The organism is Serratia sp. N21D137 (assembly GCF_047530005.1).
Lineage (GTDB): Bacteria > Pseudomonadota > Gammaproteobacteria > Enterobacterales > Enterobacteriaceae > Chania > Chania fonticola_B.
This window is the reverse complement of the sequence record NZ_JBLJAJ010000026.1, coordinates 60210-82419: the sequence shown is the minus strand read 5'-3', so window position 1 is coordinate 82419 and position 22210 is coordinate 60210. Positions and strand designations below refer to the sequence as shown.

Sequence of the window (22210 nt, the reverse complement as noted above, 5' to 3'; positions counted from 1 at the left end):
GGGTAAATCAGGCGTGTGGCATTAATGCCAAACCCGGCGGACCAGCCTGCCAACGGCGTACCCAGCAGGGCCACTAGCAGCGAAAACAGGGAGATAAAGCGCGTCATATTGCGGATCCTGAAAAGGCGGGCCATCGGCCCGCTGGAACACATCAGTTGTAGGCAAAGCTGAACAGGATCGGCGCGCTAACCATACCGATATCTGGCGTGAGAGACGTAGAGGCTAAACCAGCCTGCAGGCTCAGGGATTTCGTGTTGAAATCGGCTGCTTCCGGAGTCTCACCTGCTTTGGCTACCAATAATTTCTGGCCGGCGCTAATGTAGGTGGTTGGTGAGGTCACTTCACTTAACATAACGCCGGTATTGGTGCCGGTGCTGTTAAAGATGTTCTGGTTGCCCCCTAGTGTCTGGCCGGTGACGATCAGGCTTGCTGTATCACCTGCTGCTGCCGGGGTTTCACAGTTGTTCAGACCCACGGTGAAGGTTTTTATACTGCTGGCAATCGGGGTGGCTACTGCGGTGAAGGCGGACTTGGAATAGTTACCCAGGTCCAGGCTAGGGTTGGAGAGAGAAACGTCACAGGTCGCCGCTACAACGTTGGCGGTAATGGTCATCTGGGCGTTAGATGCGGCCTGAGCCACGCCAGATCCTGCCAACAGAGCCGCAATCACCGGAGCCAGAGTAAAAATAGACTTACGCATAATGAATTCCTTATTTACGTATTAAAAAGGTGAATACAATCATTTCGTAGCTGATTATTAGCCACGAGCCATCATTTATCTGAACAGTCCGAACAGACAAAGTATCTTCAATAAAATCATCACTCCTGATGCCGTCAATTTTTTTAGACGTGAGTAAGGCATCCTGATGCTATTTTCATGCGTTTTTATGCCAAGGCTCTGTGCCTAATGGATTGAGAGCGGTTGGCTATCCATCAAACATGAAAGACTTGTTAAGTTTTAGTGTGCGGCTGTCTTCCCATCACTGGAGACACAGTTTGACTGAGCTGGAAATGGAGGGCTTTCCTGATCCAATGATTTCCTAAATCGAAAGCTAGATATTTCATTTTTTATTAAGATTAATCTCGCGATTTATTGCCTATGTTCTTAAGATTTTTCCTACCCATCGATTTAGGCCGGAATTATTACGGCCAACCTTATTTTTGAAAAGTGTTTTTTGATAGGAAAAGCAATTTCGCAATAAATGCCTTGGCAGATGGTTTTTATGGTCAAATTGCGAGTTATTATCGTATGTATCATTATGTTTCCGATATGTTATATCGCAAATTTAATTTAGGCAGGTTTAAAACTCGTTATTGTAACGTTTATAAATACTTTACTCCGATGTGGTATTAAATACGCTCAGAAAGCCAAGCAGACGGGACCTGCATGCCGTTTGCCGTTTTGATCGGTGGGCTTTGGCCTGTAGCGCGGGCTGACGCATCACTAAAGCTCGTAAGAGAAAAGGTTTAACCTCATGAAATATAAAAAACATAATGCAGCCTGCGACAAGGTTCTGACGGCGCTGCAGGTGTTGAGCCGTGTTGATTGCCCTCTGGGCACATTGCCCCCGCAAGATAAATGGCCCAAGACCCGGGATATTGCCGACTACTGTGATACCAACATTTATGTGTCCCGCTACTACCTGATGAAACTGGTGAAGAAAAAGAAGGCGCATGTCTCATCGGTACCAGACCAAAAGAGCCTACGCTGGTGTATTGCAACACCTACCTGAGGTGGGGATTTATCCCAATGATGTATCACCTAATCAACGGTGTCATTTAAAAAAATCAGGCTGTTAAGGTGTCAATATGAACTCACGCATCGTTATTGCTCTGTGGGGCAAAAATTTCTATTTCTTACAAGGCATTCGCCACCTTTTTGAACGGTATTTTTATCTCCGGGGAGTATCTCCTCTATTTGTCCATGCAGATTGCAATGATATTATTCATCTGAAAGTTGCGGATCTGATTGTCAGGAGCAACGCCAGCTGGCGGGGAGATGGATATCAACGGTACCAAATCCTTATACGAAAAAATATAGAAGGGGTCACCTATCAACAGGGAGAAATCGGCCTGAATGATAAACCCGAGGCGGTGATGCAACTGCTGGATAGGCTGTTCGACGTGCAGCTCAATAATAATGCCACCTGCGTACCTGACTACGAAAAGATCACTCGGCGAGAGCGAGAGGTCTTGCAGGCGATAGCAGCAGGCTTATCGCCTACACAGATCGCCAGAAAGTTGCAGATCAGCACCAAGACCGTCAGCGCCCATAAGCAGGCATCCATGCGAAAATTGGGATTCCAGCGCAGTCACGATTTGTACCATTGGTTGTGGCAAGGCAGCCCGGATATATTGAGGAGCACGGTGGGAGATGGATGATGCTACCTAAGGGGAAAAGCACTAATGGTTGTTTTTTGTGGGGCGCAGGTGTGGATCTTCCTTTCCTCCATAATCCAGTGCGAGGCGCGCCGCACCCCGCACTCACTAAAGCTTAGTTCTCCACCAATTGCACCACTACCAGCCTGCCACCTTCTTCGGTGGAAAGTACGAACTGCACGCCATCGTTCAGCGCCAGCTTGTCACCGATCGCCACCGGGGTTTTATCCGGCAAGGAGAGCAGCCCACTGATGCCTTCATTCACCAGCCACCACTGATCGTTATGGAACACGAAATAGCCCACGCGTTTTTTCTGCGCGTCCGGCGTACGTTCGTTGGGGGCGATCAGGCGGTTAACGTGCCAGGCATAAATCGACTGGCCGCTCCACACCATCAGGCGATGATCGTCGGGCCGGAAGCTCCCGGCTTTACGCGAGGAGTAAAGGTTGAGGATCGGCAGTTTGCCCTTGTACGGCGTACCGCAATACGGGCAGGCCGGGCGGTTTTTACCGGAGAACACGTACCACTTCTGATCGCAGGCAGCGTTTTGACACGGCTGGATCAGATCGACCGTTTTTACCAACGCCGTTTCCCACTCATCGGCAGTTGGTCGCCTTGCAGGTTCGTGCAGGCCCTCAATAAACGCTCTTTCAAACAGCGGTGTCAGGTAGGGGCCCATAATGGTGTAGGGTACTTTCTGCGGATCGGCCCAAGGCAGCGAAGAAGGGCTGACCTGGTTGAGTTTGACCGCATTGCTGTGGTCTGTCGGGTGCTCAATAAACAGCGCTCTCTCGCCCATCGCCAGGGATTCGTCGCGCATCTCATCGTCCATGTCATGGATCTTGCCGCCGCGCAGTGGGTGGCGGAAGAACAGATACATGTAGATCAGGACGGATAACGCATGCCTGTCGGTGGCGATGCTTGGCAGTATGCGCTGCGGATCTTCTTTCGGCAGATGGCTGGTTTTCACCACTTCCGGAGCAATAAAGTCCGGCGTACCGACCACGTCTGGTGGATATTTGCCTGGCACCACCAGCCCGTCGACGTCAATGATGCAGGCGTGCCCCTGCTCGGGGTCGATCAGCACGTTTTTATAGCTCAGATCGCTATGGCACAGGCCCGCGGCGTGCATACGCCGGACAGCTCTGGTCAGCAGCAGGCACACCTTCAGGTAATTCAGCGTGTTGCCGCGTTCGCGCGGATCCAGGAACTTGTTCTGGTTATTGGCGCTGGCGAACCATTTGCCTTCCTTCTCGCGGCCTTTAATCCCCAGGAAGTCATTATTCTTGGAACCGTACTTAAAGAAGAAGTGGCTCTGGTAGGTAGGCACCACTATGCCGATTTTGCCGTCGTGTTCTACTATGCTGGTGGGCCAACAAAACAGCCCTTGCCAGTAATCGCCACCGGCTTGCTCAAAGATGTTCTGCCGGTAGCGGCCAGTGATCATCTCGATGCGCTCTTTCGCCTGCTCGTTCTGCGGCTTTTTATAGAACGCCACTACGTATGACTTATCCGGCGAAAAGTAGACGTCCTTCATGGAGCCGGAGCCGATGATCTCATCGACATACTGGATGGTTTCGCCATCCCTGGTGGTACAGGTAACAATATTTGCCATTTTACTCACCCGCTATGTAGTTCAATCCATTCACCACGCCACGATTAGGGTCCGATCGTCGTGATTGCCCGGGGAGAAGAAGTTAAGCCATTCGGCCAGCCGCTCTGCGGGCTGTGAGGGATCGTTCAGGCAGGGTGTCAGCTCCGCGATCAGGTCATCCCACTTCTGGCTATTTTGCAGGCCATTATCCGTTTCAAACCGGGGATCGGAGACGCCGTCGGTCATCAGCACCAGATGAGAGACCTCGGTCCATTTACCGATGCTGATGCGCTTACTGAAGTTCGCATCGTTCACGGCGTCGGCATCCAGGAAGCGTGTTTGGCCCGCATACTCACCGCTGTCTGGCGTTCCCAGTATGCGCACTTTGCCCACCGGCCCGTAGGCCGCAATGGCACCGTCACCCAACCAGAATGAGGCGGCGAACAGCTCGGCCCCGGTACGGAAGGAAACGGTGACCAGCAGCGTGGTCGAATAGGATTTGGCGCTCTCTTCGGCCCGGATGGATTCATTGCTGATGTTGTTGACGGCCATGATCGCGGCCTGGCGGAACAGGCGATTAAATGCCTCCCAGACTATCCGCTGATCGTCGGTTCCCCAGTTTTCAACGCAGGTTTTGAGTTCCAGCCCTTTGTCGCTATTCAACAGGGTCGTCAGGTAGTCGCCCACGGTTTGAGTCGCGATGCGCGAGCCCTCGCGCGAGTTTTTAGCGCTACCGGCTCCGTCGGCTACCAGCAGGATGTTCCAACCGGTATCGCTATTGCTGGCGATATAAAAGTCATCATCCCGGAAGGTGCCCGCATGCTCGTGTGAACGCCCTCTGCGGCTGGCCGCCACGATGTTCACCCCAGGCCCCTGGATCTGCTGATGGGCGACATGCGGTTTGAAATAGCGCGAATCGGCAGGCGGCTCGAGGATTTTCCACAGGCTGCGTGGGTCTGGGTTAACGATAAAGGGCACCTGGGTTGAGCATTGCGGCGCAGTAGGGCAAGACCAGGTGACCGTGATGTCAAAGTCGCCGCTTTCGGTAGCGGTTCCAGCCAGTGAAGAGGTCGCCGGATCAAAGGTGATGCCGATATCTTTGGAGAACGCGACGGCCAGCACTTCTGCCGTAGAACCATCATCCAGCACGATATCTATTTCAGAGTGGAAAGGGACGCCGGTACGGGCATTGGCTACGTTGATTTTTGCCTGCGGCTGAATGTTCTGCGGCGTGCTAATCGGGATAGCGGTGCCGGACGGTATCTGGCCTGGCTTCAGGTTTTCTTTGGCGGGTTCTTCAGACAATGCGGCATCTCCTTGCACTTCCAGCGGATCAAACTGTGCTTTCTGCCAGTCGTCTGGTGTTGGCAGATCTGCGGTATCTGGCGAGGCAACAGGGTTGTCATCGTCCTTGGTGAGGACCACTTTTGGCTCGTCGGCCAAGGTATCGTCATTGGCAACCAACGGCGGAGCTTCTGTTTTCTCAAGCGTTGCGGGGGTCTTGGCCGTCACTTTCGTGATGAGGTTGGTCAGCAAGGTGCCGATCTCATCATCGGCTTGCAGGCTGGCAAGCTGGGCGTCATCCGTCGTTGCGCCCGTTTCAGCCAGGATCAGCATGAGTACGTTTTGGCGCAGTTTATCCACGTCTTGCATCAGCCTTTCCCTCGCGTCACGTCGAAATCAGAGTCGCCGCCGTTTTCCCTGAACGTCAGTCCCTTATCGCACCACGGGCAGATAACGTCATCGGGCCCGTTGACGCACAGCAGCTTGCCGCAGGTACACATCGCAAAGGCGCTGGCATTGCCGCAGTACGGGCAACCCGCTACGCCGTGCAGTTCGCTGGTATTGACCTGAATGGCAGACGCCGATTCATCGCTCCAGGCAAAATAATCCTCATCGATCGGGAAGCAGCCGTTGAGGTTAAAGCCGTTGATATTGAGCTTGAAATCCAGCGTGGAGAGGTTAATGGCCGGGCGTTCGTATTTCATCAGATAAGGGCGGCGTAACTTGCTGCAACGGCCCGTCAGGGTGACGCAGTTTTCGTCGTAGGCTCTGGCAATATCGTCTTTGGCCAGCCTCACAATGTGATCGGTGTGGGTGAGCAACGGAGGAGCATCTTCCCCCACGCTGCGGCTGTGGGCAGAGACAGACGCGGTGATCCACTTAATGAACTGGGCGAAATCCCCTTCCTGGCTGTCGGTGAACAGCAAGACGTTATCGGTCAACTGCCGCAGGATGTTCATATCCGCCGAAGGGCCAAGGCCGATGGCGATCAGGTTGACTTTATTGGCGTAGTTTTCTTTCCAGCGCCTGATTTCGGGGGCGGTATCGTCCGTTGGGCGGCCATCGGTGAGTAGGTACACCACCGGTTTCCAGTCGCCTTTGCGTTCCTGGGTGGTTTTTCTGACCTGTTGATCCAACTGATGGGTCAGTTCCCGCAATGCCGCGCCCAAGTTGGTGCCTCCGCCGATCGGCAGGCGAGGGGGATAAAATGACACCACCTCGACCAGCGGTACGATGGTTTTTGCCACTCCGGCGAAGGCGATCACCGATATCCAGGCGGTTTCAAGCGCGTGGGGGTCTTTTTTCAGGTCGCTGACGATCCTTTGCAGGCCATCATTCATTTTCTTCAGGCTTTCCCCGATCATGGACTCTGAGCAGTCCAAGACCAGGAAGATGGGCAGTCTTCTCATGGTTAAAAACCTCGTCAGGCGGATGCTTCTTGCAATGCGTGTCATGGGGCAATGAAAAAACAGGCAAAGCTCCGGGTAGAGGCTTTGCCTGTTGGCTACAGAACCAGCTGTATTTCCGGTGGTGGTGGCGGGAGGTTATCCTGCCCGGCGTTAACACCCGCACTGGAACTGCCTGACGCGACGCTGGCCGACACCCATTTGAAGAAGCCGGAAAAGGCCGTTGAATCCAGAGTTTCGAGGGCCACAACCTGAGAGGTCAGTTGCTTGAGGTGTTCATGCTTGGCCTTCGGCCCGACCGCACAGGCGATAATGGAGCCGAAGGAACGTTTTTTGACTTCTTTGATCGCCTCGCCATAGGCATAGCTGTCTGACGGGGTGCCATCGGTCATCAGGAATACCAGTGGCCGCCAATCGCCTTTCTGATCGCCATCGGAGCGGTGGATATCCCGATCGACACATTTGATCAGGCACTCAAGCGCGGCCCCGGTGAAGGTGCCACCCGCGCTGGGGACGACAATGTCGGAGAACTGGAACTCTTCCAATGAGGTTAGCGGGATAAACTCACGGGCTTCGTTATCAAAGGTGATGATGGAGATATGCACGCTTTCCAGCGCATACGGGTCCTGGCGCAGCGCGCTCATCATTGACTGAATGCCCACGTTAACGGCATGGATAGATTCCCCGCGCATCGACCCGGAGGTATCAATCAGCAGGTAAACGGGTAATCTTCTCATTGCAGGTAGTTCTTCAAGTGGGACACGAAGGAGTCGGACTCGGAAGATTCGCCAATGGCGTTCAGCTTCCAGCCGGTGCTTTCACGTACCAACTCGGCAAACAGCATGGAACGCTGGCCATCAAAGGCGGCCCCGCCCGAAAGATCGAAACGCGCCATTTCCACGTTTTTGGCATCCACCGCGCGGATAAAGGCGTTTTGCACCTTGCCGAAGTGCTGCTTCAGCTCCTGGCCGTTATAGATCTGCACGATGAAGACGATTTTTTCGTACTTGGGATCGAGGGAGTTCAACTGGGCGATAATCTGCTCGTCATCACCGTCACCCGCGCCGGTGCGGTTATCGCCGGTCAGCCAGATGTGGCCAGACTTATGGCGCTGGCTGTTGAAGAAAATGATGTCTCCGTTAACCAGCGAAGGCCGGCCGTTTTCCACATCGCCCAGGTCGGCGACTTTGCCTTGGGCATTACACAGGAAGGCGATAACGTCGAGATCATACTCCGGCTCTTTCTTGCCAAACAGACCACCCAGCAAACCTTTCTTCTCTTCATTGATATCCCAGCCGAGCCCAATGGTGACTGAGGAAAGGTCGTGTTCGTTTTTACGCAGGCTGACGCTTTGTCCTTTACGCAAACTGACTGACATAAAATCTCCTTGAAAATGTTTTATAGAACAACGTTAACTTCGGGTGGTGGTGGCGGTAAATCGTCCAGGCCAATAACTTCCTTTTTGCCTGACTCGACTTTCTGGCTGCCGACGGAGATGCTGGCCGACACCCATTTAAAGAAGGCTTTGATCGAGGTGGAGTCAGCCGTATCCAGTTGGAGGACGATCTCGGTGATTTCCTGCAGTACTTTGGTTTCGGCGCTGTGGCCAGCGGCACAGGCAACGACCACGCCGGTTCTGGCGGCTTTAAAGTCGCTGACGCCTTTGCGCCAGTCATCCGTGGGTGAGCCATCGGTCATGATGAACACCAGCGGGCGCCAATCGCCTTTGGTCTCGGCGGTGGTTTTCTGCACTTCGTTGCTGATGCTGGTGGCGACCAGTGAGAGTGCCTCACCCAGCGCGGTGGTGCCGCTGGCCACCAGTTCTGGCAGCTTGAAGCTCAGCAGATCGGTAAGGGGAACAGCCTGGCGTGCGGAAGAATCGAAGGTGATCACGGAAACATAGGCGGTTTCAAGGGCGTAGGGATCTTGTCGCAGAGTGGAGAGCAGCGTTTGCACCCCATTTTTGACCGCTTCAATGGGTTCGCCCGTCATGGAGCCCGAAGTATCAAGTAACAGATAGACCGGAAGTCTTCTCATCGTATTCCCTTATTGAGTGCCGAGTTTACATAATAAGTGTTCTGGTCGTTATCTCAACAGAAATACCCATGTTTGCAGGAGTAGATTTGTTGATTTTGCGATCGCTTTATCCCCTCACCCCTACCCTCTCCCACAGGGAGAGGGAGCCAGCGTGGAGTCGTGGTCGTGGGCGGGAATTGATCTGTAACAGGGCTGATAGAGAGGATGCCGTTGAGTTGTAGCACGGACCGTCCTCTTTTCCACAGGGAGAGGGAGCCAGCGCGGAGTTGTGGTCGGGGCGGGAATTGATCTGTAACAGGGCTGATAGAGAGGATGTCGTTGAGTTGTAGCACGGCCCGTCCTCTTTTCCACAGGGAGAGGGAGCCAGCGCGGAGTTGTGGTCGGGGCGGGAGTTCATCTGTAACAGGGCTGATAGAGTGGATGTCGTTGAGTTGTAGCACGGCCCGTCCTCTTTTCCACAGGGAGAGGGAGCTGTTCTGCGTTGTGGATTAGTCTGTGCTGTTTCTGGAAGTGGGGAGCCTCAGTGAACTCGATCGTCCCCTTGCCCAAGGTGCGTTACCGAGCTTTCAGATCTACTCGATCAGTCCCCTCTCCCTGTGGGAGAGGGTTAGGGTGAGGGGAAGGTATTACGGTTTTTGCTTGCTGGCCTGAATGCTGCGCACCAGGTCGTCGATACAGCGCTCAACAATCATATCCACCGCTTCGCTGCGGGTCGTTTCCGTCACTCTGGATAAGCGATCGATTTTGCGTAGCACCGACATTTTTAATGACAGCGACACGGCTTTCTTCTTCTCTTTATCCAGATAGACACGGCTGACGACTTCACCGGTTTTCAGCTCAGAATTGGCCGCTAACGCATCCTGCATACGGCGAAAGTTCTTCTTGTCCAGATGCCCAGGCTGCGTCAACTGATAGGAATGGGTGGCCTTGCGGTATTTGATCTCCGCCTCGTAGGACTCTCTCAATTCCTTAAGCACGCGTGTCAGGGTTGGCCCCGAGCAGTCTAACTCGGTGATGATCTTGTCAGCGGATACGGGTTTACCCGCACTGAGTAAAATGGCCAGCTTATAGATCCGTGCCTGTCGCGTATTGAGTTGCATGATTAATGACTGCCTGCGTTGATGCTAAACCGGTGGCTTTCCTGAGATGACTCGTTGGCAATTCCATATACCTGAGCACGCGCCAGGATCTCTGACGCCCAGCGGCGATGGGTTGCGGGTTCGCACATGGTTCCCTGCGATTTAAACACCGCCTGTGAGGAGTTGAGGATCCGCAGCGCATCGGTATGATCGTTTGCCTGCACCATCAACGCCTTTTCGATCTTGCCGATCTGATTCGGGTGGATCGCCGTCTTGCCAACCAGGCCATGGGCGATATCGAGCGCCAATTCTCGATCCATAATCTGATGATCGTCAATATGCTCACAAACCGGTGCCGTCAGGGCGAAATCACGTGGGGAAAATACGGCAACCAGCATTTTTATCACATAGCCCATCGGGCCGTCGTACAGCGTCAGGTTCCGCGGCCTTCTGAGCGCCACCACGTTCATCAGATCGTTGCCACCGATACGCAGGGCGATGATGCGCCGATAGCACGGGTGGTGATGCAGGGTGTTGGCTAACTCACGCATTTGCACTACATCAAACACTTCTTCTGTCTCGAGCGTGGGCATCATGCACAGGTGCGAGTCCTGCATCATGTTCCACCAGTAAGGCAGCGAAGCCAGCGTGAATTTGGGCAGTACCAAGCCGTCCACCGCGCTGAAATCCATGCTCGCCAGCAGCTGTTTACCCATTTCTTTATGACGTGGCCGCACGAACACCAGTGGCCAGTGGTCATTGCCCTCCGCTGCCTTGGCTTGGGCCAACGTCTGGGTGAGTTCGCGCAGGTTGTCCAGCGCCTGGGGAAGATCTTCGTCGCTGACCGCGTCTTCCAGGCAGACGATCAGAGAGCGTAAACCGGCGATCTTGTTATTGAGGATCGTCTCGGCGATATCCGTTCTGGTGGCGGGCATATAGAGTGAAGCACCCAGCCGCCAAGGGGAAAGACGTTGGTTCATTAGAGCACCTTCTTGATAATGGTCACCGCACGGTACTGCCCGATCTCATCACCGACTTCGGTAATGGTCAGCCCCTTTTCGCGTGCCAGATAGACCAGCAGCGCGACGTCGGGATCGTCTACCGCACGGACCAAGACGTGATCCGGTACTCTGCGTAGCACAGCGCGCGTAGCCTCTGCGATCCCTGGTTTAATTCGGTTAATGCTGGCAACCTGATATTTTTCGGCGAGGTGGTTAACCACCCTCTCACTTTGTTGTTTCAGGTAAGCCTTTCTCTCTGCATTCTGTGTGCAGGGCTCAAGCGCCGCTGTGTCTAGCGTCGCGCGATACTGCGCCACGGTATCTACCAGCAGACGGCTGCATTCAAACTGGGCGAGATGATCGCACTGTACGCAGCCGTGCAGGCCTTCGTTTGACCAGATGGAGCGTGAAATCATGCCGGAAACCGGCGCGCCCATAATGCCAAACGGGATCAGCCAGTCGTCGTCGCTGGCGGCCAGCCACGAACACCCACACGGGTCGGCAAGCACCACCAGGCGGGGCTGGGCAGGATAGCCAGGCCGGTTGTTGAGGGAGCGGATCAGTTCGCCGGTAATGGCTCCCTTACCCGTCCAGCCATCGACAAACACTATTCCTTCGGTGCCGTGGCGCGCTTCAATCCAGTCGAGCGCGACCGAGTCAATGCCCCGGTCACGAATGATGCTGATGCCGTAGTGATACGACTCTTTACCCATGGCTCGCAACGTTTGCTGGAGCATCACTCCCAGTGGGACACCGGCACGCACCAGGCTGGCCAGAACTATCGGCGTATCGCCGAACCGTTCAATCAGCGCAAGGGCCAGCATCGAGACTTCTTTTGCCAGGCGTCCTGCACCCTGATCGAGTGCGCGGGCAAACAGGTCGAGGTGTGAAGGGGTCGGCTCCGGTTCCTGGCTCAACATCTCCGAGTAGTGACGGGCACCGGACTGGATCAGCTGTTCTTTCTGATCGACCGGCGTCATTTCCATTTCTACCGGTTGCAGCAGAAAGTGAACGTCCTCGGGCAGGTATGAGCCGGAAAAGGGCACAAAATCAGACATATTACTGCTCTCCGAAAATATGGCGGGAGATCGCTTCGGCAAACTGGCTCTGGCGCGGCAGGCCAAACCAGGTGCAAAGCTTCATAAAACGATGATCGCTGAGGCTGTCGCCCAACCCGATAACCGGGAACACGCCGCGTTCAAGGCGCAGTTTTTCCAGCAAGAAGGTGACGGCCAGCCCTTTCTCTACCACGGTCGGCAACCAGGCAACGTTGTTGCTGTTACGGTGGACGTAATAGCCTTCAGTGGGGAATAGCTGCTCAATCTCATCGGCGATGGTGTAAAGCTCGTCCAGGCGGGTACTGTCGCGGTGCTTCATCACCAGATAGACCGGCGTGTCGCCGTATTCATAGTTGATACGCGCCCAGCCATTGATGTTGCGTTCGGCCATCAGCTCGGTGATCTTGCGCTGCATCGCCAGCAGGTCAGCGGCATAAGGGTGCAGTTTTTCCAGCATCAGCGCCTGCCATGCCGGGTCTGGCTGCCCCTGCGGGGTGAGGATCACTGCACCGTGTGTGGTAACCGCCCATGACTTGAACGGGATACTCACCCGGGCAATCTCTTCGGTTCCACGCGCGGTTACCGGGATCAGCTCCGCATGTTCCAGCATCCAGTCCACCAGCATTGACTGTTCTTCGGTCATAAAGCTGCGTGGTTCCAGGCTGCGATCCAAGGCACCGGTGCGATACGGGGCAAGGTCGAGCTCATCGACCATCTTGCGGCGCGTCTGGAACAGGGTGTCGTCCAGATCGGAGAAAATGACCGGCTTATTCATAGCTTACGACCTCAACGGTTGGGGCGACCTGTTTTAACGCCTCAATTAACGCGGGATCAACGCTTGCCACAGGAGTTTCGATGCACAACAGGATCCGGTCAAACTGCTGGTGGGCCACGTTATAGACAAAGTTGGGGATGCCGAGCCCATAGTTATCGCCAAAGGCGATGGCGGACTGGATGGCAAACCCGGTGGCAATCGGCGAACGGGTGGTGGAGCTGAATTTAACCTCGGCCCCCTGTTTTTCCAGGCGTTCAGCCAATAGGAAGGGCTCCCAGACAAACTCGCTGCTGCCCAGCACCAGCAATTTTTCCCCTGGATGCGTCTGAATATCGCGCCCCAGATCCGCACTTGGCGATGAGATGCCCAACCGGCCCCAGCTCTGTTTACCGGTGATCGGCACGCTGCCGGCGGCGGTAACGTTGACTGCGGGCATCACCGGCACCGGAGCATCGGGATTTTTTTCCCAGTGCCAGTCACCCTGAACCAGTGACACATACTGGATCGGGATTGGGCTGCGTTGGGCAAGCGCATCGCCGCTCCAGTCAGTCAGCGTAACGGTAATGGCGCGGGCAATGTTGTGTAACCCGGCATCCTGCTGTAAAGCCTGGAGCAGGTTGATGAAGGTGTTGCCGGTGGTGGCCTCATCGTCGATCAGCACCACGGTTTTGGCTTCCAGCACGCGGCGGCGTAGTTCGGCATCCTGTGGCAGATAAAGCAGGTGGTCGGTGGCATGGCTGTGATTTTCTTTGAATTCGCACAGCAACTCACCCCCCTCTACCGGATGGCGGGTGGAGGTGAGGTATACCGGATCGCTAACGCTGCCCCGGACTTCGTCAAACACACCTGCACCGAATCCGACGGCGGTTTCCGCCATGCCGATAAACAGCACCGGGCCTTGATCGCAGGCTGGGAACAACGCGGCCAATTGCTGATAGACGGCGCGCATGACGCTCGGCTTCACCGGAATATGGCGGCCCAACACTTTGCTGACGAACAGAAACGCGCGTTTCGGGTTGCGCCTTTCGGCTACGTCAAACAGCTCATCCAGCGCGATCGTGCCGCCCGTTGGGGTAACTTTCAGCGTGCCGCAGGACAGCGTGCGGGAATAGGTATTTAGCATGGGTTAGTCCTTCACCAGCAGGTTGTCGAGCTCGGGGTGATATCTGACGACATCGGTAATAGAACGGACGATCGCTGGGGAGAATGCAGATTTAGCCTCATCAATCACTTGCTGCTGGCTCATTACGCCAAGCTTATACAGGGCGAACAGGCCCGGCAGATTGACGCCGCTAAAACGGGTATAGCCGATACCACCAGACGGGCGCAGGTTGATTTCCAGCAGTACCGGGCGCCCGCTGGTGTCGTTGCGGGTTTGCACGTTGACCAGGCCATCGGCCTGCATCGCGGTGGCACAGGCTTTAGCCAGTTCAAACGCCTCGCCGTGGTTTTCCAGATATTGCAGTGCCCCTTCTTTTCTACGTGCGACGGCAGCTAGCACGGTGCCCCGATCAACCAACATGTCGACGGAGTATTCAGGGCCAGGCAGGTAAGGCATCAGCACCAATGGCTCAAACTCGCCAGCGTCTGCCAGCGCGCTGAGGTAGCGCTGTGGGTTCACTTTGCGGTTTTCCGGATGGGTAAAGGCGGCCATCGGGCCTACGCTTTCATCAAAACGCCAAAATCCCATGCCATAAATACCCTTCACCGGTTTGACGCACAGCTGCGCGCCAGAGAAAGGGGAACGGCTAATCAGATCGCGCAGCTCGGCCACTGACTCAATGCGCAGAGAGGGGACGACCGGCAAGCCATGTCGCTCCATGGCCTGGGCAAATGCCACTTTGTCATCGGCCAGCTCAAACATCGCCTGGCTGGTGGCACCGGTGGTCAGTGTGACACCGGCAGCCTCGATCTGTTGGCGATGAGCTTCGAACCACTGCGTGTTACGGCCCGTGTGGATGGCATTGATACCGCACTGTTCCACCGTAGACAGAATGAAGGGTAGCCGCTGTTCGTCTTCTTTCGGTTCGAACAAGGAGACGTCTGCCTGGGAGAGGATCTCGTTACGTTCATTACGGTGTGAGGCAACCACCGTCACGGCAGTTTGCTTGGCCTTAACCAATGAAACGATGCCCTGAATAATATTCCGCTGGGAAGATAAACCTTCCATAAGCCACATTTTGAGTGTCATTTTTGTTTTTTTCCGTTCAAGGCTTGATGGTTAAAAGGATCGCTGTGGGGTGAGGCCACCCAATGGCGATGTCAATCATAACATGATGTCAGTCTAGAAGTGAAAAAATACGTTGAAAAGTGGCGTAAAATGAATTTCTCAGCCAAAAAGTCACCCTGTTTGAAAAAAATAAATTCATTAAAAATATATGGTTAAATAAAATAAGGCCGGTGATCAGCAAAATTGGGTTGTGCGTGAACACCATCATGATATGATTTTCTACTCATGGAATTTGGTGTAAAAAAATCACTGTTTTCAATACCAACTTGAAGGAACTTAAACCATGGTGTCATTAACCAAGAACCAGACCGTTTCGCTCAGCAAGCAGTCATCTGCCATCAACCAGCTGCACTTCGGTCTGGGGTGGGATCCGATCAAGAAGAAAGGCGGCTTGTTGAGCAAGATGTTCGGCGGCGGCAGTGATGCCATCGATCTCGATGCTGGCTGCGTATTGCTGGATAAAGATGGCAATACCCTCGATACCATCTGGTTCCGCCAGCTTAAGTCTCGCTGCGGCGCAGTGGTGCACAGCGGCGACAACCTGACCGGTGAAGGTGATGGCGATGACGAAGTCATCCTGGTCGAGCTGGCAAAACTACCTGCTCAGGTGGAATATCTGGCATTTACCGTCAACAGCTTCCGTGGGCAGTCGTTCAACGATGTGGAAAACGCGTTTTGCCGCGTGGTCGATCAGGCCAAAAAGGAACTGGCACGTTATGAGCTGAAAGAGCAGGGCGCTCATACCGGCATCGTGATTGCTTCACTTCGTCGTAACAATGGCCAGTGGGATTTTACCGCGCATGGCAAAGCCTGCAGCGGCAGAACCATTGATGACATGCATGCAGACATCAAAGCTACCGTGGTGCGCTAATGAATATGACTCCGGGGGCCAATGCCCCAGTTCCATCTAAATTACTGAAGGTGCGCGTGTTGTCAGGCGCACCGGTTGATGCCTCCGCTTTCCGCCTGTATGCCGATGGCAAAGTGAAAGGCGACGCGGACATGATCTTTTATGGTCAGCCCAAGAGCAATGACGCCACGGTGTCTTTGACCAATGAAGGTCATAACGCCAACTTCGCGGTAGACGTCAGCCGCTTGCACACAGACGTGCAGAAAGTCGCCTTTACGGTGACCTGTGAAGGGGCTCAGACCGTCGCGGGCCTGCAACGTTTGCTGATCCAGATTGAAGCGGATAACGAAGTGCTGCTGGTGGGCACCGTTGAGCTGAATGGCCGCCAGGAAGCCGCATTGATCCTGGGTGAGCTTTACCGTCGCAACAGCGAATGGAAGTTCCGCTTTATCGCTCAGGGCTTCAACGGCGGGCTGAAACCGCTGGCTGAGCATTTTGGTGTGGATGTGGCGGATGCTCCTGCCCCGGCAGCGGCTCCTGCGCCAACGCCTGCACCGGCCCCAACGCCGGAGCCAGCCAAAATCAGCCTGAGCAAAGTGTCGTTAACCAAAGAAAAACCGGCTATCAGCCTGACCAAGCGGGATAACTTTGGGGAAATCCGTATCAACCTGAACTGGCATCGCGGCAGCGGCCCGACGGGTTTACGGGCGATGTTCAGTTCGAACAAAGGCGTCGATCTCGATCTCGGGGCGTTTGTTGAAATGGCCAACGGGGAAAAAACGGTGATCCAGGCGCTCGGTAAGCGTTTTGGTGACTACAACCGCGAGCCGTTTGTCCAACTGCAAGGCGATGACCGCACCGGTGATATCTTGGACGGCGAATGGCTGCATATCAACGGGCGCGAATGGAAACATATCCGCGAAGTGCTGGTTTATGCCTTCATCTACGAAGGGGTCGCGAGCTGGGATAAAACGGACGGCGTGGTGACATTGCATGTGCCAGATCAGCCACCGATTGAAACCCGCATGTCGGAAGGCCAGAACAACCGCAACATGTGCGCCATTGCGCGCCTGGTTAACGAGAACGGTAGCATCAAGGTTGAGCGTGTTAACCGCTTCTTTAACGGTCACAGTGACATGGATCAGGCTTTCGGCTGGGGTTTCAGCTGGAGAGCAGGGTCAAAGTAATCAATTTCACAGAGGATTTCACCATGAGTTTTTTCAACAAGGTTAAAGGGGCATTCAATGCCAGCCGCGACGAACTGACCAAGCAGGTCAGCCGTTTCAAGAATAAAAAGTTCATGCAGGGTACCGTGGCCGTGTGTGCCCGTATCTCCGTGGCCAGCGGCGGTGTCAGCACTGAAGAAAAACAGAAGATGATTGGGTTCCTCCAGGCATCTGATGAGCTGAAAGTGTTCGAGACTTCTGAAGTCATCGAATTCTTTAACAAGCTGATCGCCAGCTTCGAGTTCGATGTCGAAATCGGCAAAGGCGAAACCATGAAGTACATCCTGGCGCTGAAAGATCAGCCGGAAGCGGCCCAACTGGCCATCCGTGTGGGTATTGCCGTAGCCAAAAGCGACGGTGACTTCGACCAGGATGAGCAAAAAGCGGTACGCGAAATCGTGGCTGCTCTGGGCTTTGATGCGGCCGAATTCGGTCTTTAATGTAATATCTTCAGAAGGTTAATATGGTATCCACGCACATCGGCTTCCCGACCGAAACCGTCATTGTTTTCATTGTATTGGCTGTCGGGGCCATTTTTATCGACTTGTTTATGCACCGCGATGACAAGCCTATTTCGCTGAAGAGCGCAGCCCTATGGTCTGTGTTCTGGGTTGCCATAGCGATGGCCTTTGCCGGTTTCCTGTATATCCACCACGGCGCCGAAGTGGCCAGCCTGTTTGTCACCGGTTATGCCTTAGAGAAAGTGCTGTCGGTTGATAACCTGTTTGTCATGATGGCGATCTTCTCCTGGTTCGCCGTGCCGGATCGTTTCCGTCACCGCGTGCTCTACTGGGGCATTATCGGGGCTATCGTGTTCCGCGGCATCTTCGTTGCCATCGGTACCGGTTTGCTCAGCCTCGGGCCATACGTTGAAATTGTCTTTGCGCTGATCGTGGCCTGGACGGCGGTGATGATGTTGCGCAGCGGCGATGACGGTGATGAGATCGAAGACTACTCGCAGCACTTGGCGTACCGCATGGTGAAACGGTTCTTCCCGATTTGGCCGAAACTGCGGGGCCACGCTTTCCTGTTAAGCCAGAAAGAAGTTGATGAAGAGTTGGCTAAACCGGAAAACAAAGATGTGACGATTGGCCGTGGTGCCAAAGCCTGGCGGTACGCTACACCGCTGATGCTGTGTGTGGCTGTGGTTGAGCTTTCCGACGTGATGTTTGCGTTTGACTCGGTACCGGCCATCATCGCCGTGAGCCGTGAGCCGCTGATTGTCTACAGCGCCATGATGTTCGCCATCCTCGGCCTGCGTACGTTGTATTTTGTGCTGGAAGCCCTGAAGCAGTACCTGACGCATCTGGAAAAAGCCGTTATTGTGTTGCTGTTCTTCATTGCGGTGAAACTGGGTCTTAATGCCACCGACCACATCTGGCATCATGGGTACAGCATTTCAGCAACGGCGAGCCTGTTTGTCGTGCTGGGCGTTCTTGCGGTGGGTATTATCGCGAGCGTCATGTTCCCAGGCAAACCCGACGCCGAGGAGAAAAAGGAGAGCTGATCTCCTATCCAGCTGAAATCAATTCGCATGAGTTTACTTTTTTGAGAGGTTAGAACAATGAGTGTTTCTTTATCTAAAGGCGGTAATGTTTCCCTGAGTAAAGCAGCCCCAACCATGAAGAATGTGTTGATTGGTCTGGGTTGGGACGCACGCTCCACCGATGGTCAAGACTTTGACCTGGATGCCTCTGCATTCCTGCTGGCCGCAAACGGGAAAGTGCGCGGTGATGCTGATTTCATTTTTTATAACAACCTGACTTCTTCTGACGGTTCCGTTACCCATACCGGTGACAACCGTACGGGTGAAGGCGACGGCGATGACGAATCTCTGAAAATCAAACTGGATATGATCCCAGCGGATGTCGACAAAATCGTGTTTGTGGTCACTATCCACGATGCGCAGGCTCGTCGTCAGAGCTTCGGCCAGGTATCCGGTGCCTTTATCCGTTTGGTGAACGATGACAACCAGACCGAAGTGGCCCGTTACGACCTGACAGAAGATGCGTCCACCGAAACCGCCATGCTGTTTGGTGAGCTGTATCGCAACAACGCCGAGTGGAAATTCCGCGCGGTAGGTCAGGGTTATGCCGGTGGCTTGGCCTCCGTGTGTGCTCAGTACGGCATCAACGCGTCCTGATCGATAAGCTAGTTAATATGACGGGCAGTACACTACTGCCCGTATCATCCCCTACAAAGCAGGAGCTTTAAAATGGCAGTTTCTCTCGTAAAAGGCGGTAACGTATCCCTGACCAAAGAAGCACCAACCATGAACATTGCCATGGCTGGCTTAGGTTGGGATGCGCGTGTCACCGATGGCCAAGGGTTTGACCTGGACGCCTCCGTATTTATGGTTGGTGATGACGGTAAGGTGCTGGGCGACAGCAGCTTTATCTTCTTCAACAACAAGAAGAGTGCCTGTGGTTCCGTTGAGCACCAGGGCGACAACCGCACCGGTGAAGGCGATGGCGACGATGAGCAGGTCAAAATTGAGCTGAGCAAAGTGCCTGCTGAAGTCAAGAAACTGGTTTTCGCCGTGACCATCTATGATGCCGAAGCGCGTAAACAGAACTTTGGCATGGTCAGCAACAGCTACATGCGTATCTTCAACAACGATAACGGCACCGAAATCGCCCGCTTCGACCTGTCTGAAGATGCCTCTACCGAAACCGCGATGGTGTTCGGCGAGCTGTATCGCAACGGTGCCGAGTGGAAATTCAAGGCAGTAGGCCAAGGTTTTGCCGGTGGCCTGTCCGCTCTGGCTTCACAGCATGGCGTGAATATCTAAGATAGGCTCGTTGCCAGTGTGAGAACCGAGGTCAGGGGCTACAGATTAACCCCTGCATCTGATTATGGCTCCGCATCAGCTCCCTCTCCCTGTGGGAGAGGGTTGGGGTGAGGGGGATTACACGCTCCCCTTGCCCAGTCCCACCATCAATATCCCCGTTATGGAAAAGCTATTTTAACAGGAGGTTATCCTGATGATTTTACAGTCCGGCCAGAATCTGGTGGTCAATGGCACCCAGCTCAACCTGACCCTGCAGTACCCCGCCAGCCCTGGTTTTAAGAGTGAGCCTGATACCGCAGTATTCCTGCTGAATGCCGAGGGCAAAGTCCGTGGCGATGCCGATTTTATCTTCTTCAATCAAACCGCTACTCCCAACCGCAGCGTCGTTTTACAAACCACCCACCAAAGCAGCACCCTCTCGTTAGATCTAAGCAAAATTGACGCCGATGTCAGCAAGATTGCCATCACTTTGGTGATTGATGGCTTGGACGCGATCTCTGGGCTGCAACACCTGAAAATGGATGCGCAGAACGTTGCCCAATACAGCGTAGAAACCCCGGGTCGTCAGGAGAAGGCGCTGATTGTCGCCGAAATTTATCGCCATGCCGGTAACTGGAAGCTGCGCGCGCTGGGGCAAGGGTTTAACGGTGGCCTGGAGCCGCTGGCGTTAAACTATGGCGTTGATGTGGCTCAGCCAGCGGCGCCTGCTTCTCCGCCGCCGACCGTCAGCCTGGAGAAAAAACTGCAGGATAAAGCTCCGCATCTGGTGAGCCTGGCGAAGAACGTCACCGTCAGCTTGGCTAAATTCAATCTGCAGTCGGTAAAGGCCAAGGTCGCGTTCGTGCTGGATGCTTCAGGATCGATGACCGGGCAGTTCAAAAAGGGCAATGTGCAGGCGGTACTGGATCGCATCGCCGTGCTGGCCGTACAGTTTGATGATGACGGCTCGATGGACGTCTGGGGCTTTGCCGAAAAACATGCCAAATATCCCGATGTGACGCTGGATAATCTTGATGGCTATATCAAGGCGATCCAGGGCAGCGGCAAGCGCTCAATGTGGGAGATCCTGCCAAAACTGGGTGGCACCAATAATGAGCCGCCGGTGATGGAGGAGCTGATCGATACGTTTAAGCATAGCGATATGCCGGTGTATGTGGTGTTTATTACCGACGGTGGCATCAGCAAAACGCGCCAGATCAAAGAGGCGATCAAGCGTTCGGCCAATTATCCGATTTTCTGGAAGTTTGTCGGCCTGGGTGGCTCGAATTACGGCGTGCTGGAAAAGCTGGATACCTTCACCGATCGCCGGGTGGACAACACCAACTTCTTCGCGATTGACGACTTTGCCACGATGAAAGAAGATCGTTTGTACGATCTGCTGCTGGAAGAGTTTAAAGAGTGGTATGACGCGGCCAAGGCGGACCGGATTATTGTGTAGCCATGAGCCCTGGCCCTTCTCCCACAAGGGAAGGGCTAGGGGGAAATAGTGTTGCTGGGGCTGGTAATGGTTACCGTTGTTGGTTCGTCTTGCCGATGACATTAGGCTCCGCCACGCGCAACCTTTTGATCGCAGAGCGGCGCTTTGACCAGGCCGGATGGAAATGCCGCCAGTGCGCATCCTGGGCAGCCGCCAACAGTTCGTAGTCCCCACGGGTATCGCCCCAGGCTCTGAGATGATAGTTCCCCAATGGGCCGTAGATACTTTCCAGGCGTTCAACCTTCTGCCCACAGCGGCAGTTATGGCCGGTGATGCGCCCGGTGAGTTTACCGTCGACCACTTCCAACTGAGTACCAATCAGCTTGATGCCCAAACGATCGGCAAACGGCTGTAGCACCAGGGCTGGTGAAGCAGAACAAATGGTGACTTCAGCGCCGGAGCTGACCTCCATGGCAACCGCAATCAGCCCGGAAGGGCGCATCAGCTTGGTCCAATAGGCCGAACAAAAGGCTTCCGCCTGCTGGCGGAACCAGTGCTCATCAACCCCGGTCAGGAAAACCTTAATCAGGGTTTCTTTTAGCTCGTCGCGGGTGAGTTTTTTGCGCATATGCTTAAATGCAGGCTGCGCCAGCCGCAATAAGCGACGGGCAAATACGCGCCGGCCAAAAGCGAAACGCAGGAATGGGATAAAACTGTCGTGGTGAGTCAGCGTTCCGTCAAAATCAAAAACCGACAAAACTTGCGTTGTCCGACTTGCCTCTGTATCCATTTTTAAATCATACCTCTACTGTGCAACACAGGGCATTCCCCCCAATCCTGTGGATGATAGCAGAACTCCCCCACAGGTTGAATTTTTGCCAGCCAAGCCTGCGGCGGTGGCGCTAACCCTAGTGACGGGCATGTCACCCCATTAAAGCATATGGGGTTCAAGGGCTATGAAAACCAGCAATCTAGCTACCACCGGTAAACCTTGCCCATTCCTGCTGATGCTCGCTGGCAGATTAGCATTCAGAAAGGGTAGCTCATCTGACCTGGCTCGGGAGTTTTCCCAGGTAACATCAG

Annotated in this window: 23 protein-coding genes; 9 read left to right on the top strand and 14 right to left on the bottom strand. The window is 54.4% G+C overall.

Annotated features, from left to right (window positions below):
• Positions 1-151: 151 nt before the first annotated feature.
• The gene (locus ACMV5H_RS18960; RefSeq protein ID WP_414822288.1) at positions 152-700 is read right to left on the bottom strand and encodes a fimbrial protein; all 549 of its coding nucleotides are present in this window, start codon (positions 698-700) and stop codon (positions 152-154) included.
• 775 nt (positions 701-1475) lie between these two features.
• Here ACMV5H_RS18960 and ACMV5H_RS18955 point away from each other — a divergent pair.
• Positions 1476-1733 (top strand): FaeA/PapI family transcriptional regulator, encoded by a 258-nt coding sequence (locus ACMV5H_RS18955; RefSeq protein ID WP_021181614.1) that lies wholly within the window; start codon positions 1476-1478, stop codon positions 1731-1733.
• A gap of 76 nt (positions 1734-1809) precedes the next feature.
• On the top strand, positions 1810-2382 hold the full coding sequence (locus ACMV5H_RS18950; RefSeq protein ID WP_414822287.1) for a response regulator transcription factor: 573 nt from the start codon (positions 1810-1812) through the stop codon (positions 2380-2382).
• 112 nt (positions 2383-2494) lie between these two features.
• Here the strand turns inward: ACMV5H_RS18950 and ACMV5H_RS18945 are convergent, their stop codons facing one another.
• From ACMV5H_RS18945 to ACMV5H_RS18890, 12 genes are all read right to left on the bottom strand, one after another.
• Positions 2495-3994 (bottom strand): helix-hairpin-helix domain-containing protein, encoded by a 1500-nt coding sequence (locus tag ACMV5H_RS18945; protein WP_414822286.1) that lies wholly within the window; start codon positions 3992-3994, stop codon positions 2495-2497.
• Between the two features lie 30 nt (positions 3995-4024).
• Positions 4025-5626: a PP2C family serine/threonine-protein phosphatase gene (locus tag ACMV5H_RS18940; RefSeq protein ID WP_414822285.1), complete on the bottom strand. Its 1602-nt coding sequence runs from the start codon at positions 5624-5626 to the stop codon at positions 4025-4027.
• Positions 5626-6666 (bottom strand): TerY-C metal binding domain-containing protein, encoded by a 1041-nt coding sequence (locus tag ACMV5H_RS18935; protein WP_414822284.1) that lies wholly within the window; start codon positions 6664-6666, stop codon positions 5626-5628. Before ACMV5H_RS18935 ends, ACMV5H_RS18940 begins: the two co-directional genes overlap by 1 nt.
• A gap of 95 nt (positions 6667-6761) precedes the next feature.
• Positions 6762-7400 (bottom strand): vWA domain-containing protein, encoded by a 639-nt coding sequence (locus ACMV5H_RS18930; RefSeq protein WP_021807360.1) that lies wholly within the window; start codon positions 7398-7400, stop codon positions 6762-6764.
• Positions 7397-8041: a TerD family protein gene (locus ACMV5H_RS18925; protein ID WP_179252663.1), complete on the bottom strand. Its 645-nt coding sequence runs from the start codon at positions 8039-8041 to the stop codon at positions 7397-7399. The genes ACMV5H_RS18930 and ACMV5H_RS18925 overlap by 4 nt, the downstream gene beginning before the upstream one ends.
• Positions 8042-8061: 20 nt before the next feature.
• Entirely contained in the window at positions 8062-8700 is a 639-nt protein-coding gene (locus ACMV5H_RS18920) for a vWA domain-containing protein (protein ID WP_021807361.1), read from the bottom strand.
• 626 nt (positions 8701-9326) lie between these two features.
• Positions 9327-9800, bottom strand: coding sequence for an HTH domain-containing protein (locus tag ACMV5H_RS18915; RefSeq protein WP_021181607.1), 474 nt, complete (start codon positions 9798-9800; stop codon positions 9327-9329).
• A 2-nt stretch (positions 9801-9802) separates the two neighbouring features.
• Positions 9803-10759 carry an HpcH/HpaI aldolase/citrate lyase family protein gene (locus ACMV5H_RS18910; protein WP_021807707.1) on the bottom strand — a complete coding sequence of 319 codons (957 nt, stop codon included), beginning with the start codon at positions 10757-10759 and terminating at the stop codon, positions 9803-9805.
• Complete coding sequence (locus ACMV5H_RS18905) at positions 10759-11838, bottom strand: cysteine protease StiP family protein (protein WP_094983304.1); 1080 nt, start codon at positions 11836-11838, stop codon at positions 10759-10761. The genes ACMV5H_RS18910 and ACMV5H_RS18905 overlap by 1 nt, the downstream gene beginning before the upstream one ends.
• A gap of 1 nt (position 11839) precedes the next feature.
• Positions 11840-12613, bottom strand: coding sequence for a hypothetical protein (locus ACMV5H_RS18900; RefSeq protein WP_414822283.1), 774 nt, complete (start codon positions 12611-12613; stop codon positions 11840-11842).
• Complete coding sequence (locus ACMV5H_RS18895) at positions 12606-13736, bottom strand: phosphoribosyltransferase domain-containing protein (protein WP_115159806.1); 1131 nt, start codon at positions 13734-13736, stop codon at positions 12606-12608. Before ACMV5H_RS18895 ends, ACMV5H_RS18900 begins: the two co-directional genes overlap by 8 nt.
• Before the next feature lie 3 nt (positions 13737-13739).
• Positions 13740-14804 (bottom strand): ATP-grasp domain-containing protein, encoded by a 1065-nt coding sequence (locus ACMV5H_RS18890; protein WP_414822282.1) that lies wholly within the window; start codon positions 14802-14804, stop codon positions 13740-13742.
• Between the two features lie 322 nt (positions 14805-15126).
• Here ACMV5H_RS18890 and ACMV5H_RS18885 point away from each other — a divergent pair, with 322 nt between their 5' ends.
• The 7 genes from ACMV5H_RS18885 to ACMV5H_RS18855 all read left to right on the top strand — a co-directional run bounded on the left by ACMV5H_RS18885 (position 15127) and on the right by ACMV5H_RS18855 (position 21148).
• On the top strand, positions 15127-15714 hold the full coding sequence (locus tag ACMV5H_RS18885) for a TerD family protein (protein WP_021181601.1): 588 nt from the start codon (positions 15127-15129) through the stop codon (positions 15712-15714).
• The gene (locus ACMV5H_RS18880) at positions 15714-16880 is read left to right on the top strand and encodes a TerD family protein (protein ID WP_414822281.1); all 1167 of its coding nucleotides are present in this window, start codon (positions 15714-15716) and stop codon (positions 16878-16880) included. The genes ACMV5H_RS18885 and ACMV5H_RS18880 overlap by 1 nt, the downstream gene beginning before the upstream one ends.
• A gap of 23 nt (positions 16881-16903) precedes the next feature.
• Positions 16904-17359, top strand: a complete 456-nt coding sequence (locus ACMV5H_RS18875) for a tellurite resistance TerB family protein (protein ID WP_059199156.1) — start codon at positions 16904-16906, stop codon at positions 17357-17359.
• A 23-nt stretch (positions 17360-17382) separates the two neighbouring features.
• Positions 17383-18426 carry a TerC/Alx family metal homeostasis membrane protein gene (locus tag ACMV5H_RS18870; RefSeq protein ID WP_021807714.1) on the top strand — a complete coding sequence of 348 codons (1044 nt, stop codon included), beginning with the start codon at positions 17383-17385 and terminating at the stop codon, positions 18424-18426.
• Positions 18427-18483: 57 nt separating this feature from the next.
• Positions 18484-19062 carry a tellurium resistance membrane protein TerD gene (gene terD / locus ACMV5H_RS18865; RefSeq protein ID WP_021807715.1) on the top strand — a complete coding sequence of 193 codons (579 nt, stop codon included), beginning with the start codon at positions 18484-18486 and terminating at the stop codon, positions 19060-19062.
• A 72-nt stretch (positions 19063-19134) separates the two neighbouring features.
• Entirely contained in the window at positions 19135-19710 is a 576-nt protein-coding gene (locus ACMV5H_RS18860; RefSeq protein WP_021807716.1) for a TerD family protein, read from the top strand.
• Positions 19711-19903: 193 nt separating this feature from the next.
• The gene (locus ACMV5H_RS18855; protein ID WP_414822280.1) at positions 19904-21148 is read left to right on the top strand and encodes a vWA domain-containing protein; all 1245 of its coding nucleotides are present in this window, start codon (positions 19904-19906) and stop codon (positions 21146-21148) included.
• A gap of 70 nt (positions 21149-21218) precedes the next feature.
• Here the strand turns inward: ACMV5H_RS18855 and ACMV5H_RS18850 are convergent, their stop codons facing one another.
• Positions 21219-21917 (bottom strand): HAD family hydrolase, encoded by a 699-nt coding sequence (locus ACMV5H_RS18850; RefSeq protein WP_037376573.1) that lies wholly within the window; start codon positions 21915-21917, stop codon positions 21219-21221.
• Positions 21918-22210: the final 293 nt, after the last annotated feature.

Bases quoted from the DNA above. Each gene is read 5' to 3' on its own strand.
- ACMV5H_RS18960 (WP_414822288.1), bottom strand. From the start codon at position 700: ATGCGTAAGTCTATTTTTACTCTGGCTCCGGTGATTGCGGCTCTGTTG.
- ACMV5H_RS18955 (WP_021181614.1), top strand. From the start codon at position 1,476: ATGAAATATAAAAAACATAATGCAGCCTGCGACAAGGTTCTGACGGCG.
- ACMV5H_RS18950 (WP_414822287.1), top strand. From the start codon at position 1,810: ATGAACTCACGCATCGTTATTGCTCTGTGGGGCAAAAATTTCTATTTC.
- ACMV5H_RS18945 (WP_414822286.1), bottom strand. From the start codon at position 3,994: ATGGCAAATATTGTTACCTGTACCACCAGGGATGGCGAAACCATCCAG.
- ACMV5H_RS18940 (WP_414822285.1), bottom strand. From the start codon at position 5,626: ATGCAAGACGTGGATAAACTGCGCCAAAACGTACTCATGCTGATCCTG.
- ACMV5H_RS18935 (WP_414822284.1), bottom strand. From the start codon at position 6,666: ATGAGAAGACTGCCCATCTTCCTGGTCTTGGACTGCTCAGAGTCCATG.
- ACMV5H_RS18930 (WP_021807360.1), bottom strand. From the start codon at position 7,400: ATGAGAAGATTACCCGTTTACCTGCTGATTGATACCTCCGGGTCGATG.
- ACMV5H_RS18925 (WP_179252663.1), bottom strand. From the start codon at position 8,041: ATGTCAGTCAGTTTGCGTAAAGGACAAAGCGTCAGCCTGCGTAAAAAC.
- ACMV5H_RS18920 (WP_021807361.1), bottom strand. From the start codon at position 8,700: ATGAGAAGACTTCCGGTCTATCTGTTACTTGATACTTCGGGCTCCATG.
- ACMV5H_RS18915 (WP_021181607.1), bottom strand. From the start codon at position 9,800: ATGCAACTCAATACGCGACAGGCACGGATCTATAAGCTGGCCATTTTA.
- ACMV5H_RS18910 (WP_021807707.1), bottom strand. From the start codon at position 10,759: ATGAACCAACGTCTTTCCCCTTGGCGGCTGGGTGCTTCACTCTATATG.
- ACMV5H_RS18905 (WP_094983304.1), bottom strand. From the start codon at position 11,838: ATGTCTGATTTTGTGCCCTTTTCCGGCTCATACCTGCCCGAGGACGTT.
- ACMV5H_RS18900 (WP_414822283.1), bottom strand. From the start codon at position 12,613: ATGAATAAGCCGGTCATTTTCTCCGATCTGGACGACACCCTGTTCCAG.
- ACMV5H_RS18895 (WP_115159806.1), bottom strand. From the start codon at position 13,736: ATGCTAAATACCTATTCCCGCACGCTGTCCTGCGGCACGCTGAAAGTT.
- ACMV5H_RS18890 (WP_414822282.1), bottom strand. From the start codon at position 14,804: ATGACACTCAAAATGTGGCTTATGGAAGGTTTATCTTCCCAGCGGAAT.
- ACMV5H_RS18885 (WP_021181601.1), top strand. From the start codon at position 15,127: ATGGTGTCATTAACCAAGAACCAGACCGTTTCGCTCAGCAAGCAGTCA.
- ACMV5H_RS18880 (WP_414822281.1), top strand. From the start codon at position 15,714: ATGAATATGACTCCGGGGGCCAATGCCCCAGTTCCATCTAAATTACTG.
- ACMV5H_RS18875 (WP_059199156.1), top strand. From the start codon at position 16,904: ATGAGTTTTTTCAACAAGGTTAAAGGGGCATTCAATGCCAGCCGCGAC.
- ACMV5H_RS18870 (WP_021807714.1), top strand. From the start codon at position 17,383: ATGGTATCCACGCACATCGGCTTCCCGACCGAAACCGTCATTGTTTTC.
- terD (WP_021807715.1), top strand. From the start codon at position 18,484: ATGAGTGTTTCTTTATCTAAAGGCGGTAATGTTTCCCTGAGTAAAGCA.
- ACMV5H_RS18860 (WP_021807716.1), top strand. From the start codon at position 19,135: ATGGCAGTTTCTCTCGTAAAAGGCGGTAACGTATCCCTGACCAAAGAA.
- ACMV5H_RS18855 (WP_414822280.1), top strand. From the start codon at position 19,904: ATGATTTTACAGTCCGGCCAGAATCTGGTGGTCAATGGCACCCAGCTC.
- ACMV5H_RS18850 (WP_037376573.1), bottom strand. From the start codon at position 21,917: ATGGATACAGAGGCAAGTCGGACAACGCAAGTTTTGTCGGTTTTTGAT.